This is a genomic window from Pseudomonas fluorescens (genome assembly GCF_902497855.1).
GTDB classification, from domain to species: domain Bacteria; phylum Pseudomonadota; class Gammaproteobacteria; order Pseudomonadales; family Pseudomonadaceae; genus Aquipseudomonas; species Aquipseudomonas fluorescens_BI.
In genome coordinates this window covers 25,910-39,836 of the sequence record NZ_CABVHU010000014.1, presented here as the reverse complement: position 1 = coordinate 39,836, position 13,927 = coordinate 25,910, and the positions used below count along the sequence as shown (strand labels likewise).

General features: G+C 59.3%; 10 protein-coding genes. 4 read left to right on the top strand and 6 right to left on the bottom strand.

The annotated features are described in order from the left end of the window. Positions 1-16 precede the first annotated feature (16 nt). A complete protein-coding gene (locus tag F8N96_RS24900; RefSeq protein ID WP_150800060.1) occupies positions 17-1,555 on the bottom strand; it encodes an MFS transporter in 1,539 nt (512 codons plus the stop codon). Between the two features lie 214 nt (positions 1,556-1,769). After that, entirely contained in the window at positions 1,770-2,696 is a 927-nt protein-coding gene (locus F8N96_RS24895; RefSeq protein ID WP_150800202.1) for a LysR family transcriptional regulator, read from the bottom strand. 267 nt (positions 2,697-2,963) lie between these two features. On the opposite strand from F8N96_RS24895, the gene F8N96_RS24890 reads away from it, so the two are divergent. Beyond that, complete coding sequence (locus F8N96_RS24890) at positions 2,964-3,857, top strand: RHS repeat-associated core domain-containing protein (RefSeq protein WP_150800059.1); 894 nt, start codon at positions 2,964-2,966, stop codon at positions 3,855-3,857. Between the two features lie 70 nt (positions 3,858-3,927). Here the strand turns inward: F8N96_RS24890 and F8N96_RS24885 are convergent, their stop codons facing one another. The 4 genes from F8N96_RS24885 to F8N96_RS24870 are packed head-to-tail and all read right to left on the bottom strand — an operon-like array spanning position 3,928 to position 7,620. Further along, on the bottom strand, positions 3,928-4,794 hold the full coding sequence (locus F8N96_RS24885) for an ABC transporter permease (protein ID WP_150800058.1): 867 nt from the start codon (positions 4,792-4,794) through the stop codon (positions 3,928-3,930). A 20-nt stretch (positions 4,795-4,814) separates the two neighbouring features. Beyond that, positions 4,815-5,675 (bottom strand): ABC transporter ATP-binding protein, encoded by an 861-nt coding sequence (locus F8N96_RS24880; protein ID WP_150800057.1) that lies wholly within the window; start codon positions 5,673-5,675, stop codon positions 4,815-4,817. A 5-nt stretch (positions 5,676-5,680) separates the two neighbouring features. After that, a complete protein-coding gene (locus F8N96_RS24875; RefSeq protein ID WP_150800056.1) occupies positions 5,681-6,706 on the bottom strand; it encodes an ABC transporter substrate-binding protein in 1,026 nt (341 codons plus the stop codon). A gap of 17 nt (positions 6,707-6,723) precedes the next feature. Continuing rightward, positions 6,724-7,620, bottom strand: a complete 897-nt coding sequence (locus F8N96_RS24870; RefSeq protein ID WP_150800055.1) for a TauD/TfdA dioxygenase family protein — start codon at positions 7,618-7,620, stop codon at positions 6,724-6,726. A 576-nt stretch (positions 7,621-8,196) separates the two neighbouring features. Here F8N96_RS24870 and bcsQ point away from each other — a divergent pair. The 3 genes from bcsQ to bcsB are packed head-to-tail and all read left to right on the top strand — an operon-like array spanning position 8,197 to position 13,921. Then, a complete protein-coding gene (gene bcsQ / locus F8N96_RS24865) occupies positions 8,197-9,429 on the top strand; it encodes a cellulose biosynthesis protein BcsQ (RefSeq protein WP_150800054.1) in 1,233 nt (410 codons plus the stop codon). Further along, positions 9,426-11,621 carry a UDP-forming cellulose synthase catalytic subunit gene (gene bcsA, locus F8N96_RS24860; RefSeq protein ID WP_150800053.1) on the top strand — a complete coding sequence of 732 codons (2,196 nt, stop codon included), beginning with the start codon at positions 9,426-9,428 and terminating at the stop codon, positions 11,619-11,621. The genes bcsQ and bcsA overlap by 4 nt, the downstream gene beginning before the upstream one ends. Then, complete coding sequence (bcsB, locus tag F8N96_RS24855) at positions 11,621-13,921, top strand: cellulose biosynthesis cyclic di-GMP-binding regulatory protein BcsB (protein WP_150800052.1); 2,301 nt, start codon at positions 11,621-11,623, stop codon at positions 13,919-13,921. Before bcsA ends, bcsB begins: the two co-directional genes overlap by 1 nt. The last annotated feature ends 6 nt before the right edge of the window (positions 13,922-13,927 follow it).

Genomic DNA, 13,927 nt, shown 5'->3' with positions numbered 1-13,927 from the left:
AGTTTCAGTGGAGCAATCAAGTCGGCGCGCGCGGTGGATAGATCCGCGTCGGCAGCCAGAAAATCAGCAGGATCAGCGCCAGGGCGACGCCGGCCATGCACAGATAAAGATCCGAAGCCGTCAGCACCACGGCCTGTTCATGCAATCGATGGGCAAGGCCCGCGCTGTCGCTGTCGGCCAAGGGCGAGTTACCGAGGCTGTCCACCAACATGGTTGAATGAAAGTGCAGCCTCGAGGTGGTCAGCGCCTCGATCACGCCGGTGGCGATCACCGCCGACAGGCCTTTCACGGTGTTGAACCAGGCCGAGGCGAACGGCCCTTCCAGCGGGCTGATGCTGCCGGTGGAGAGCATCAGCAGCGGCAACACTGCCATGGGCTGACCGAAGATCTGCAGCAGTTGCAGCGCATAGAAATCGTCGCGAATCCACACCGACGTCAGCTGCGAACCACCGATGCACGACAGCGCCAGCATGCAGAGGCCGATGCCCAGCACCCAGCGACAATCGACCCAGCGCAGGTTGCACAGCGCTGCGACCAAGGGCAGCGCGATCAGCTGCGGCAGTGCCGCGAGCAGCATGATCGGCGCAGTCTGCACCGGGCGATAACCCTGGACCTGAGCCAGGTAGCTCGACGGAATGATGATCACCGCCAACAGCACCACCAGCACCCCGGCCAGCGTCAGCAAGGCGAACGACAGGTTACGGATGCCGAGCATCTGCATCTTGAAAAACGGCATCGGCTGCGACCATTCGTTGATCAGGAACAGCACCAGCAGCAACAGCCCGCCCCCGAGCAATCCGCAGATCAGGCTCGACTCGAACCAGTCCAGCCGGTTGCCCTGCAGGATGCCGATCACCAGCATGCAGATCGCCGGGAAACCCAGCAGCACACCGCGCCAGTTGAATTGCTTGAATCGCTCCAGGCGCAGCGGATCCTGGGGCAAGCCATAGGCCACCGCGACCATGGCCATCAGGCACGGTGCGATGATTTGCCAGAAGGTCCATTGCCAGCCGACATGTTCGGTCCATAACCCGGCCAACGGAGTGCCGAGGCCAGGACCGAACGTTGCAGTCAGGGCGTAACCGGCCAGGCCATATAACTTCACGTTGGCCGGCAAAAAACGCAACGCGACGGTCATCAGCATCGGCGGCAATGCGCCGCCGGCCAGGCCTTGCAGGGTACGCAGGAGCAGCAGGCTTTCGTAGTTCGGGGAGAACGGGCACAGCACGCCCAACAGGGTGAACGCACTGATCGCGCAGAGGGTGAACCGTCGCAACGAAAACGTCACCGCACACCAGGGTGCGAACGCCATGGCGGCCACCGAGGTCGCGGTGTAGCTGGCGACCAGCCAGGTGCCTTCGTCGTAGCCAATCGCCAACGCGCCGCGAATGTCGGCCAGGGCCACCTTGGTCACCATCTCGTTGAGGCCCGACACCAGCACCGCCAGCAACACGCCCAGCAAGCCGATGATGATTCGCGGGCCGAACACCGGTGGCGCGACGGCGGCGGCCGGGCTGGCCGCGGCGAGCGGTGCCGTGACCGTGAGGGAAGTCATGTACTGCAAGCTCCGGGATTGAATGCCGGGGCATTTTAAGAAGCGAGGCAGCTGACGAAAATCAACTTATTGGCAGGTTATAAGTGCGTCCCATGCAGCAATACAAAAACCCTGTAGGAGCTGGCTTGCCAGCGAAGGCGGTGTATCAGTCAACGAAGATGCTGAATGAGACATAGCCTTCGCTGGCAAGCCAGCTCCTACAAGGGATCGGCGTTCAGGCTGAGGTGGGTTGTGCAGCCAGCCACGTCGCATCGCAACATGCCTTGAGCGTCTCACGCATCCACCGATGCGCCGGGTCCTTGTCGAAACGCGGGTGCCACGCCTGGGTCAGCATGATAGTCGGCAGCGGAATCGGCAGGGTGAAGGATCGCAGCTTCAACCCCAGGCGCCGCACACTCAGCAACGCCTCTTTCGGTACAGGCAGAATCAGATCGGAATCCGGCAACGCAAACATCGCCGCATGGAAACTCGGCGCAATCACCGCCACCCGCCGCTCCAATCCCAATGCGTTGAGCGCCGTGTCGATCGGGCCACGGGCGATGCCGCGGCGGGACATGCTGATGTGAGAGAAACCGGCGTAGCGCTCCGCGGTGATCTCTTCATCGAACAACGGATGGTCCTCGCGCACCAACCCGACAAAATGCGTGGAGAACAGGTTCTGTACCTTCACCTCCGGCATCAGCGGCCGGTTGTTGCTGACGCTTAAATCGATACGGCCTTCACGCAAGGCTTCGTCATCCCCATCGCCCTCCGGGACAAAGCGCAATTCACAGTGCGGCGCCTGGCGTTCCATCGTGTCGAACAGCTTGCCGCCGTAGACCCCCACGAAGAAATCGTTGGCGCGAATACTGAACCGCCGGCGCAAGCTCCCCAACTCCACTTCATCGGCGGAGCGGAACAGCAACGCCGCCTGCTCGACGACATCCCGCACCTGCTCGCGCAAGGCCAGCGCCTTGGGTGTCGGCACCAGCCCACGCCCGGCCCGCACCAGGATCGGATCGCCAATGGCCTCGCGAATCCGCGTCAGCGTGCGGCTCATGGCCGCCGGGCTGAGATTCATCCGCCGCGCCGCGCCCACCACACTGCCTTCGTCGAGCAAGGCGTCGAGGGCGACCAGGAGGTTCATGTCCGGAAGTTGCATATTGTGCACGCTTAGCTGACCTGTATTGAGTCAGACGCAATGCTAGCAGCCCTCCCCTGTAGGAGCGAGGCTTGCCCGCGAAGAACGATAACGCGGTCCACCTGGGGACCGCGTCGCCCCCATCGCGAGCAAGCTTCGCTCCTACAGATGGGCGTGTGCGGGTTGCGACGCAGGACCCTAGCAGTTCTGATAGTTCTCAACCTTGATGCAAGCGCGTAAAACAAAGAACGGAACTTACTTCGCTAACTCACCAACGAAGGCTGCTCCATGCCCCCAATCAATTCGGTTGATCAAAAGAAATTGAACACACAACGCACTGTGTTGCTGGCGACAGACAACAAAAACTCGGTGCTTGTCGAAGTAGTTGGTAATGACACCAATCACCTGGCTTATTCCGCCTATGGGCATCAGTCCGCTCAAGAGGACGTCGTGTCACAGCTAGGTTTCAATGGCGAACTGCACGAGGCGAAGACGGGGTGGTATTTACTAGGGAACGGCTACCGCGCTTACAACCCGCGATTGATGCGTTTTCATAGCCCGGACAGTTGGAGTCCGTTTGGGCGGGGAGGGTTGAATGCGTATATGTATTGTGGCGGCGAGCCGGTAAGGAGTTCGGATCCGTCAGGTCATATGTTTGGAATTCTTGATGACTTCTTAAAATTTACTACTAACAGGGTGAACAAGATTCTGAGTGCTGCTCCAACCAATGCTCAAGCTAGTTTAAGATCGGTTGACCGTGCGTTAAGCTTAAGACCCACAACGGTTCAAACGCTCATCCCTTCAGGTGCACCCCCTCTCGGTACTCCGCGGACCAACCTGCAGACTATGATGGTCTCTATTTCAAACAGGATGAACGAAACCCTCAGTACTGTCCGAATAAATGTTGCCGCTGTCAGTAATGCAGTGGGTGATTTGAGGACCCATTTTCAAGCAGGTGTGCAAGCAGGCAGTAACCCCATCCAGGCTGTAACATACGGATTTGATCAGCAGCAACTGCTCAACCAGTTGAGCGGACCGTCTACTGCAGCAGCGACAATCAGGAAGGCGCCCGCAGCACAACTTCCAGAATACTCACGAATGGCAGATCAAAATCCTCCACAGCCTCCTGCAATCATTGTCACGCCGCCGACACCGCCACCACCTCAACGCGCCCGCGCTTAGTGCAACGCACCAATATCCGAGTAACGAGAGCCGTCGATGACACGAGCTCTCGACACTTGAAGGCATGTTCTCACCGCTGCATCCCCCACCGCTTCACCGTCACCCGCTCCAACGTATCAAACACCAGATTCTCCACCAGCAACCCAATCAAAATCACCACCGCCAACCCGGCAAACACCTTGTCGGTATACAGCTCATTACGATTCTGAAAAATGTACCAGCCCAATCCACCCTTGCCACTGGTCGCGCCAAACACCAATTCAGCTGCGATCAGCGTGCGCCAGGCAAAAGCCCAGCCGATTTTCAGCCCGGCGAGGATCGACGGCAGCGCCGCCGGAATCAGGATGAACAGCACAAAACGCATCCCCTTGAGGCCGTAGTTACGTCCGGCCATGCGCAGGGTTTCCGAGACGCCGAGAAACCCGGCATAGGTGTTCAACGCCAACGCCCAGAGCACCGAATGCACCAGCACGAAAATCAAACTGTTCTGCCCCAGGCCAAACCACAGCAGCGCCAACGGCAACAGGGCAATCGCCGGCAGCGGGTTGAACATCGAGGTCAGCGTACTCAGCAGGTCGCGACCGAATTGTGTCGACACCGCCAAGGTGGTCAAGGCAAACGCCAGCACGATGCCGATCAGGTAACCCTTGAGCAACACCACCAGGGAAATCCAGACCTTGCCCAGTAACTCGCCGCTGAGCAAGCCGTCATACAGTGCGCCGGAGGTCTGCAAAAAACTCGGTAACAGCAAGTCGTTGTTCTGAATCCGCGCAACCACCTCCCACAGCACCGCCAGCAACACCAGGATCAGGCTTTTGCGCAGCCAACCTTGTTGCCACAGGCGTTGGCCGAGAGGTAATTCACGCTCCAGCGGCACGCTCGTCAGGGGCTGCAAATCAGTTTCGAATTCTTGTCGCGCAGATGAAAACTGGCTCATCGGGCACTCCTCTCAATGGCTCAATAAGCGATGCGGATATCGGCAAAATCCAGCTCGCGCGCGGTTTCCGGTGACGGGCCTTCATCGAACAACAAGCGATGAATGCGTCGTGCCGATTCTTGAAACGCCACGCCACCAAGGCTGTGCAAATCGTATTGATGGCTGTGGACTTCGGCCCGCACGCGACCCGGATGGGGTGACAGCAGCAAAATCCGATTGCCTACCACCAGCGCTTCTTCGATGGAGTGAGTGACGAACAGCAACGTGAAGCGCACCTCTTCCCAAAGCAGCAGCAACTCTTCCTGCATCTTGCGCCGGGTCAGCGCATCAAGCGCGGCGAAGGGTTCGTCCATCAGGAGGATTTTCGGCTGCATCGCCAATGCCCGGGCGATCGCGACCCGCGCCTTCATTCCGCCGGACAAAGTGTGCGGGTAGGCATCGGCAAACGCGGCGAGGCCGACCTTCTCCAGATAGTGCAGCGCCCGTTCTTCGGCGTCCTTTTTCTTTAGGGTTCGTGAGGCCAGCAACGGAAACATCACGTTCTGTTTGACGGTTTTCCACGGCGGTAGCTGATCGAACTCCTGGAACACCACGATACGGTCGGGCCCCGGCGCAGTGACGATTTGCCCTTGTAGCCGAATGTCGCCCTCGCAGGGCTGGATGAATCCGGCGACGGCCTTGAGCAAGGTCGATTTGCCGCAACCGGACGGCCCGAGCAGCACAAAGCGATCGGCCGGATCGATGTCGAAACTGACCTGATGCGTCGCCCGAACCACACGTTGCGGCGTGCGGTATTCCAGGCTGACCTTGTCGACCGACAGCAGCGCCTGGGCTGCCATGATCGGGTTGCTGGCCGTGTGGCCTTGCAAAGGGGCGTTCATCTCGATCAGCTCCCTTGCAGTGGTTTGGCATCCTGGAAGAAATAGTCCTTCCACGAATCCGGTTTGTTCTTGATCGCGCCGACCCGGTAGAGGAACTCGGCCAACGGGTAAGTGTTTTTTGGCGTGACGCTGAATTCGAACTGCGGGTTGTCGATGATTTTCAACAGCGCAGCGCGATCGATTTTCGCCTTGGTCACGCGGATGTAAGTGTCGGCCGCCGCGCCTTTATCGTTCTGGGCGAATTGCGCCGCTTCGGTCAACGCCTCGACGAAGGCCTTGTAGGTCTTCGGGTTCTCGTTGCGGAACTTCTCGGTGGCGAACAGCACCGTCGGCGAGTTCGGGCCGAGCAGGTCGTAGGTGTTCAGCACCACATGCACGTTGGGATTGGCCAGCGCCTGATCCTGGAATGGCGGATTGGAGAAGTGCCCGCTCAATTCGGTGCCGCCAGCGATCAGTGCCGCCGTGGCGTCGGGGTGCGGAACGGCGATGGTGTACTTGTCGAGGCGGTTGAATTCCTTGTCGCCCCACTGCTTCGCGGCCGCGTACTGCAGAAAGCGTGACTGCACCGAGACCCCCACCGCCGGCACCGCGATGCGGTCCTTCTCGGTGAAGTCGGCGATGGTCTTGACCTTGGGATTGTTGCTCACCAGGTAGTAAGGGAAGTTACCCAGAGAAGCTACGGCCTTGACGTTCTGCTTGCCGTGGGTACGGTCCCAGATAGTCAGCAACGGACCAACGCCCGCACCGGCAATGTCGATGGAACCGGAGAGCAACGCATCGTTGACCGCCGCACCACCGGAGAGCTGGGTCCAGTCGACCTTGATGTCGATGCCTTCCTGCTTGCCGTATTTTTCTATCAGGTGCTGATCGCGCACGACGTTGAGCAACAGGTAAACAATGCCGAACTGTTCGGCAATGCGGATTTCACCTTCGGCCCGGGCCACGGTCGGCGCCACCAGGCTGCCGGCGATCAGGCTGAAACCCAGGCCGATGGCCGCAGCCAAGGGTGCAAATGAAAGACGTCTGGACATATAAATTCTCCGACAAATCAGAAAGGCGCGTCGCCCTGGATGGTGGTGCGATACAGCTTGCGGCGCAGATGGCTCGGGCAGCCGGCGGCAAGGTGGATCAGCGAGCGGTTGTCCCAGAACACCAGGTCGTGGGCCTGCCATTGATGGCGATAGATGTTCTGCGGCAGCACGCTATGGGCGTAGAGCTCGGCGAGCAGTGGCTGGCTCTCGTCTTCCGGCAAACCGACGATGCGGGTGGTGAAGCCTTCGCTGACGAACAACGCCTTGCGGCCGTTTTCCGGGTGGGTGCGCACGATCGGGTGTACCACTTCCGAGACCTGAGCAAGTTGCTCAGGCGTCAGGGTCGGCCGCCAGTTGCCTTCGAATTTGGTCTCGCTGTAGCGCGCCGTGTAGGAGTGCGCCGCCGAGCGACCTTCGACGGCTTTGCGCAGGGCCTCCGGCAGGTTGTCCCAGGCTTTGTGCATGTCGGCGAACAAGGTGTCGCCGCCTTCGGAGGGCAGTTCCTGGGCATGCAGCATCGAGCCCAGGCTCGGCAGTTCTTTATAGGAAAGATCGGAGTGCCAGAACTTGCCGGCGTCGCCGAGGCCGATGGACTGGCCGTTTTCGATGATGTTGGAAACGATGAGAATTTCCGGGTGCCCGGCCAGCAGGAACTGTTTGAGCACGTGGATCTGCAACACTCCGAACCGGCGGCTGAAGGCAATTTGCTGCTCGGGGGTGATGCGCTGATCGCGGAACACCACGACATGATGATCCAGGTGCGCGCGGTGAATGCGAGCAAAGTCCTGGTCATTGATCGGGCGGGACAGGTCGAGACCGATGATTTCGGCACCGACGGCACCATTGAACGGGCGAATTTCGAAGGTTTGCGGCGCGATGGTCGCGGCGCTTGGACTGGCGGTAGCTGCAGACATAAATCACTCCCACGCACGGCGCTCGAGGGCGCGCGCCGATCAGAATCTCACGGAGGTCCCGTGTTGGTTCGTGTCGTGCGGCGCGCCGATTGGTCGGCAGGTACGCAGGAGAGTGACTTTATAGATATAAGAAATGAAATTTAAATACCGTTAGCGAATAACGATATGGCCTTTTTAAGATGTATGTAGATAGCAGTCGTTTCCTTGTGTCGGAAATTTCTTCAGAAAAAGAAAAAATACAGACGCAGGTAATCTATTCGATCGCGCCAAGCAGTAAGATGCCGCTCTCTTAGAAGGGCTCGCGATAACTCTTATAGCGACGGTTCCGGAAAATGATTTCCCTGATCAGTGCATCAAAAAAAAGCGAATGAAATGACATTTTTTTGACTCAAAAAAATTGACTCTTCGCTTGATTGAAAAAAAAGTAGCTCTGACAGCAAATTATTGACACCATCACTCTGACATCACCCTATCCCCAGATTCCGCCGTGAATATGGGTATTTGTGTGTGTGTGATTTAGGTCGAATCTGCCTAAGAAAATTTTCAGATCGCCGAAGGCAGGAACGGGGCTACTCCATGAATCGCGCAGACGACATTGCAATATTGTTCAGCTCATTCGGGGCAAGTGCGGATAGCTATAAAGAAATAGAGCCGCACTACGACTATCAGGAACAGCCGCTCGTGCCATTGGGGCGCCTGCCGATAAAGCCTGCTTCCCCTGTACTGGTTCCCGATCCCATACCTGCGCAGACTGCGCCGATCCCAACCGTTGAAACGACCCTCGAGGCATCTGCCAAAATACAGGCGGCCATTGACGCCGTGCTCGACGTCGATGTCAACATTCCGACGGCCTCAGAACCGTTGCCCGCCGAGCCCATTGCCGAGAAGCCTTCGCCTGAAAGGGTCTTTGCCCAGTCCATTCAAGCATCCGCCCCTGCTTCTTTGCGCAGCCTGCTGGAAAAGGCCGCTCAAGCGCGCCTGAGTACTCAGAGCCAGGAAGTCCCGGTGGCCCCTGTGCGGATCAAGGCCCGGATAGTGGCCGTAGTGTCGGCCAAGGGAGGCGCGGGCAGAAGTACGCTGACGTCGATGCTGGCCAGCACCTTGCACCCCCGCGAGGGCGGTCAAGTGTTTGCCGTCGATCTGGACCCGCAGAATGCACTGCAATTCCATTTCGGCATTCAGCAAGCCGTACCGGGCATTGCCCAGGCGTGCCTGGAAGACAGGAACTGGCGCGATGTTTGCCTGCCAGGCCTTGGTAATTGCCAGTTTGTGCCTTACGGCAAGACCGCTGTCACGGACTTGCAACGCATGCAGCAAACCGTGGCCAACGATGGCCGCTGGTTGTTCCAACAATTGCAGCGCATGGAATTGAGCGACAAAGACGTGGTGATCCTGGATCTGCCCGCCGGCACTGACGAAAGCCTGCAGCAAGCGCTGGATATCGCCGATCACCTGGTGCTCGTCATGCTGCCTGATGCCGCCTCCTACCGCGCGCTGGATCAAATGATGCGCAGGCTCGAACCTTGCCTGGGCAAACTTCATCCACCGACGCTGCACTGCATCATCAATCAGCTGGACCCCACCCATGGCTTCAGCATGGACATGGGCGAAGTGCTGAAACAGGGTTTGGGAATACGCCCGCTGGGCGTCGTTCATCTGGACCGCAGTATCCGTGAAGCCCTGGCCTACGAATGTAACCCGATGGACCAAGTGCCGCTCAGCCAGGGTTGTCAGGACATTCAAGAGATTGCCAAGGCGCTTTCAGGCCTGCTTTCACACGCACAGGTACATGAGTCGTCACTTTCATGAGCAATCCCAATTCAGAGCAATGGCTCGACACGCTTTTTGCGCGCCTGGAAAAGCTGCCGCCCACCGCGAGCCTGCTGCTCAAGGCCGGCGCCTGCCTGATTGCCGGGCTGTTGATGATCGCGATGATTTGTGCGCCGCTGGACCTGGAAAGCCAGGCCTTCTTTGCCCTGCTGTGCTTCGGCTCGATCCTGCTGATCCGCAAGATCCCGGGGCGCCTGCCGGCGCTGGCGATGATTGTGTTCTCGGTGGTGGCGTCCTTGCGCTACATGTACTGGCGGTTGACCTCGACCCTGGGTTTTGAAACCTGGCTGGACATGTTCTTCGGCTACGGCCTGGTACTGGCCGAGCTGTATGCCCTGGTGGTGCTGTTGTTCGGTTACCTGCAAACCGCCTGGCCCCTGCAGCGCAAACCCATACTGTTGACCGCCCCTCCGGCTGAATGGCCGGTGGTCGATGTGTTTATCCCCTCGTACAACGAATCCCTCGGCATCGTGAAGCTGACGATCTTTGCCGCCCAGGCCATCGACTGGCCCAAGGACAAGCTGCGCGTGCACGTGCTCGATGACGGCCGTCGTGAAGACTTCAAAGTGTTTTGCCGGCAGGTCGGGGTGAACTACATCGTTCGCGACAACAACCGTCACGCCAAGGCCGGCAACCTGAACGAAGCGCTGAAGGCTACCACTGGCGAGTACATCGCCATTTTCGACGCCGACCACGTGCCCACCCGCTCTTTTCTGCAAATCAGCATCGGTTGGTTCCTGAAGGATCCGAAGCTGGCGATGCTGCAGACGCCGCACTTTTTCTTCTCGCCGGACCCGTTCGAAAAAAACCTGGACACTTTCCGTACCGTCCCCAACGAAGGTGAGTTGTTCTACGGTTTGGTCCAGGACGGCAACGACTTGTGGAATGCGACCTTTTTCTGTGGCTCCTGCGCAGTCATCCGCCGGGCCCCTCTGGAAGAAGTCGGCGGCGTGGCCATCGAGACCGTGACCGAGGACGCCCACACGGCCCTCAAGCTCAACCGCGCCGGCTACAACACCGCATACCTGGCCATCCCGCAGGCTGCGGGGCTGGCGACCGAAAGCCTGTCGCGTCACATCAGCCAGCGGATCCGCTGGGCACGAGGCATGGCGCAGATTTTCCGGACCGACAACCCACTGCTCGGCAAGGGCCTGAGCCTGGGGCAGCGCATCTGCTATTCGAACGCCATGCTGCACTTTTTCTATGGCTTGCCGCGTCTGGTGTTCCTGACCGCGCCCTTGGCCTATCTGGTCTTCGACGCCCAGATTTACCACGCTTCGGCGCTGATGATCATGGCCTACGTGTTACCGCATATCGTCCACGCCAGCCTGACCAACTCGCGCATTCAGGGTCGATTCCGTCACTCGTTCTGGAACGAGGTCTACGAGACGGTACTGGCCTGGTACATCATGCGGCCTGTGCTGATGGCCTTGGTGAATCCCAAGTTCGGCGGTTTCAACGTGACCGACAAAGGCGGGATCATCGACAAGGAATACTTCGAATGGAAGCTGGCACGCCCCTATATCATCCTGTTGCTGCTGAACTTGACCGGCTTGGCCTTCGGTACGTACGAACTGATCTGGGGTGCAGGCGATACCCTCATCACCGTACTGATCAACCTGGCCTGGACGGTCTACAACATCGTCATCACCAGCGCATCGGTGGCCGTCGCCAGCGAAACCCGGCAGATTCGCTCCGAGCCGCGTGTACGCGCCGATCTGCCGGTCAAGATTCTGCGTGCCGACGGCAGTGAAATCGACGGTGTCACCCAGGACTTCTCGCAGAAAGGGTTGGGTATCAACGTGTGCGACGGCAGCCGGTTCGCCAGTGGCGAGCAGATCCAGGTCGCCCTCATCCGCAATAGTCAAACCAGCCTGTTCCCGGCCACTGTAGCGTTCAGCAACGAGACAATGATCGGTGCCCAATTCGATCACATGACCTTGCGCCAACAAAGCGAGCTGGTGCGTCTGACTTTCTCGCGCGCCGATACCTGGGCATCGACCTGGGGCAATGGCGAGGTCGATACCCCGCTGGGGGCCTTGCGAGACATCAGCCTGATTGGTGTCCGCGGCATTCTCGAACTGTTCAAAGCTACTGCAAAAGAAACCAGTCTTCTTTTCAAGCGCCGACGTGCTGTGCCTCAGGCCGTCGAACCTCTTCTGGATCAGTAATGACTTTCAAGCACTTTCGTCGTGCCAATGCACGACCTTACCCGTTGATGTTGATGGCCGTTTCGCTGCTCAGCGCCGGTCTCATGACTTCGACTGCCTGGGGGGTCACTGAAACCACTCCTGCAGCGGGCACCGCGAACGGTGATCGTTACGACCTGACGCTCAAGGAGCTGGGTAAAAACTACACCATGACCTTGCGCGGCCTGGAGGCGACCGACAGCGTCAACTTCGACGTGCGCGCCGATGAGGTGGTGACAGGCGCCAAGGTGATCTTGCAGTATTCCTATTCGCCCGCCTTGCTGAGCGATCTTTCGCAGCTCAACGTCATGGTCAACGACGAAGTCGCCGCCAGCCTGCCGCTGCCCAAGGAGAACGCCGGCACGCTGCAAAAGACCACCGTTGATATCCCTGCGCACCTGATCACCGAATTCAACCGCCTCGGATTGCAGTTTATCGGCCACTACACCATGGCGTGCGAAGACCCGATGCACTCCAGCCTGTGGGCGAAGATCAGCAACGAAAGCCGCCTGAGCCTGAGCGTGTCGAAAATCGACTTGCCCGATGATCTATCGTCGCTGCCGCTGCCATTCTTCGATCGTCGCGACGCTCGCGTGCTGAACATGCCCTTTGTGTTTGCCGGGGCGCCCGATAACGCCACCCTGGAAGCTGCCGGCACGGTGGCCTCCTGGCTGGGCGCATTGGCGAGCTATCGCGGCGCACGCTTTACGGCCAACCTTGGCCAGATTCCGCAGCAAGGCAACGCGATCGTTTTCATCAGCAGTGCCGATGGCTCGCAGATACCCGGCTTGCAGGTGCCAATGGCCGATGGCCCGAGCCTGTCCATGGTTGCCAACCCCAATGACCCGCTCGGCAAACTGCTGGTGGTTTCGGGCTCCGATTCGCAAGCGCTCAAGCGCGCAGCGGCTGCACTGACGCTGGGCGGCCAGGCACTCACCGGCAGCCACGTGGAAATCGACCAGATGGATACGCTGGTTCCACGCAAGCCCTATGACGCGCCGAACTGGCTGCCTACCGATCGCCTGGTCAAGCTCGGTGAACTGGTTGGCCCCAAAGTGTTGAATGTTTCGGGCATCAACCCAGGCGCAATCACCGTCCCCATGCGCCTGCCACCGGACTTGTTCAACTGGTTGGAAGACGGCGCCAAGCTGAACCTCAAGTATCGCTACACCCCACCACCGAGCGTGTCGGGTTCGAGTTTGATGGTGAGCTTCAACGACAGCTTCATGAAGTCCGCTTCCTTGCCGTCGGTGGCGCAACTGGGCGGCGGAGCAAGCCTTTTGGCCATGCTGAAAAAAGACCCGAGCCTGGCTCAGGAAACCAACGTGTTGCTGCCGCTGACCTCGGTCGCCTTGCAGTCACGCTTGCAGCTGCGCTTCGTCTACGACTACACCAAACAAGGCGAATGCCGCGACATCATCCTCGATAACATGCGTGGCATGATCGATCCGGAATCGACCCTGGACCTGCGTCATTACGAGCACTTCATGGCGATGCCCAACCTGGGCGTCTTCAAGGACGGCGGTTTCCCGTTCACCCGCATGGCGGACCTGTCCGAATCGGCAGTCATCCTGCCGGACAATGCCGGCACGACCGAACTGGCGGCCTACCTGACGGTGCTGGGCCGCTTCGGCGAGTCGACCGGTTACCCCGCCACTGCCGTTACCGTAGCCCAGGCCGATCAGGTCAGCGAGCTGGCGGATAAAGACTTGCTCGTCCTGGCTTCAGGCGCCAACCAACCGCTGCTGGAGCAATGGGCAAGCTACTTGCCGGCCAGCGTCGAGGGCGACCGCCAGCGGTTTGACCTGTCCGATCTACCGCTGCGGATCCGCGAATGGATCAGTCCCGACCCGATTGCCAATCGGCGCCAGGCCCGCAGCACTTTCACCTTCAAAGGCGCAAGCAGCAGCACCTACCTGACCGGTTTCGAATCCCCTCTCAAAAGCGGGCGCAGCGTGGTGCTGATCGCCAGCGCACGGCCGGAAGGCTTGATTGAAGCAACGGATGCGCTGATCGGCGGCGAAGACTATACCCAGGCGCTGCAAGGCAGCCTTGTCGTGATTCAAGGCAAGCACATCAAATCGCTGGTGGCAGACGAGCAGTATTTCGTCGGTCACCTCGGGCCCTTCAAGTACGTGCAATGGATGCTCTCGCAGCATGTGTTTCTGCTGGTGCTGATTACCGCGCTGTGCATTCCATTGGTCAGTGTGCTGGCCTATCTGTCGCTGCGCGCACGCGCACGTCATCGTCTGGCCGACGATGTCGATGTCGGGGAACACTGAGATGCG

What these genes read in the sequence shown, in the direction of transcription:
- F8N96_RS24900 (WP_150800060.1), bottom strand. Translation starts at nt 1,555, where the DNA reads ATGACTTCCCTCACGGTCACGGCACCGCTCGCCGCGGCCAGCCCGGCC.
- F8N96_RS24895 (WP_150800202.1), bottom strand. Translation starts at nt 2,696, where the DNA reads ATGCAACTTCCGGACATGAACCTCCTGGTCGCCCTCGACGCCTTGCTC.
- F8N96_RS24890 (WP_150800059.1), top strand. Translation starts at nt 2,964, where the DNA reads ATGCCCCCAATCAATTCGGTTGATCAAAAGAAATTGAACACACAACGC.
- F8N96_RS24885 (WP_150800058.1), bottom strand. Translation starts at nt 4,794, where the DNA reads ATGAGCCAGTTTTCATCTGCGCGACAAGAATTCGAAACTGATTTGCAG.
- F8N96_RS24880 (WP_150800057.1), bottom strand. Translation starts at nt 5,675, where the DNA reads ATGAACGCCCCTTTGCAAGGCCACACGGCCAGCAACCCGATCATGGCA.
- F8N96_RS24875 (WP_150800056.1), bottom strand. Translation starts at nt 6,706, where the DNA reads ATGTCCAGACGTCTTTCATTTGCACCCTTGGCTGCGGCCATCGGCCTG.
- F8N96_RS24870 (WP_150800055.1), bottom strand. Translation starts at nt 7,620, where the DNA reads ATGTCTGCAGCTACCGCCAGTCCAAGCGCCGCGACCATCGCGCCGCAA.
- bcsQ (WP_150800054.1), top strand. Translation starts at nt 8,197, where the DNA reads ATGAATCGCGCAGACGACATTGCAATATTGTTCAGCTCATTCGGGGCA.
- bcsA (WP_150800053.1), top strand. Translation starts at nt 9,426, where the DNA reads ATGAGCAATCCCAATTCAGAGCAATGGCTCGACACGCTTTTTGCGCGC.
- bcsB (WP_150800052.1), top strand. Translation starts at nt 11,621, where the DNA reads ATGACTTTCAAGCACTTTCGTCGTGCCAATGCACGACCTTACCCGTTG.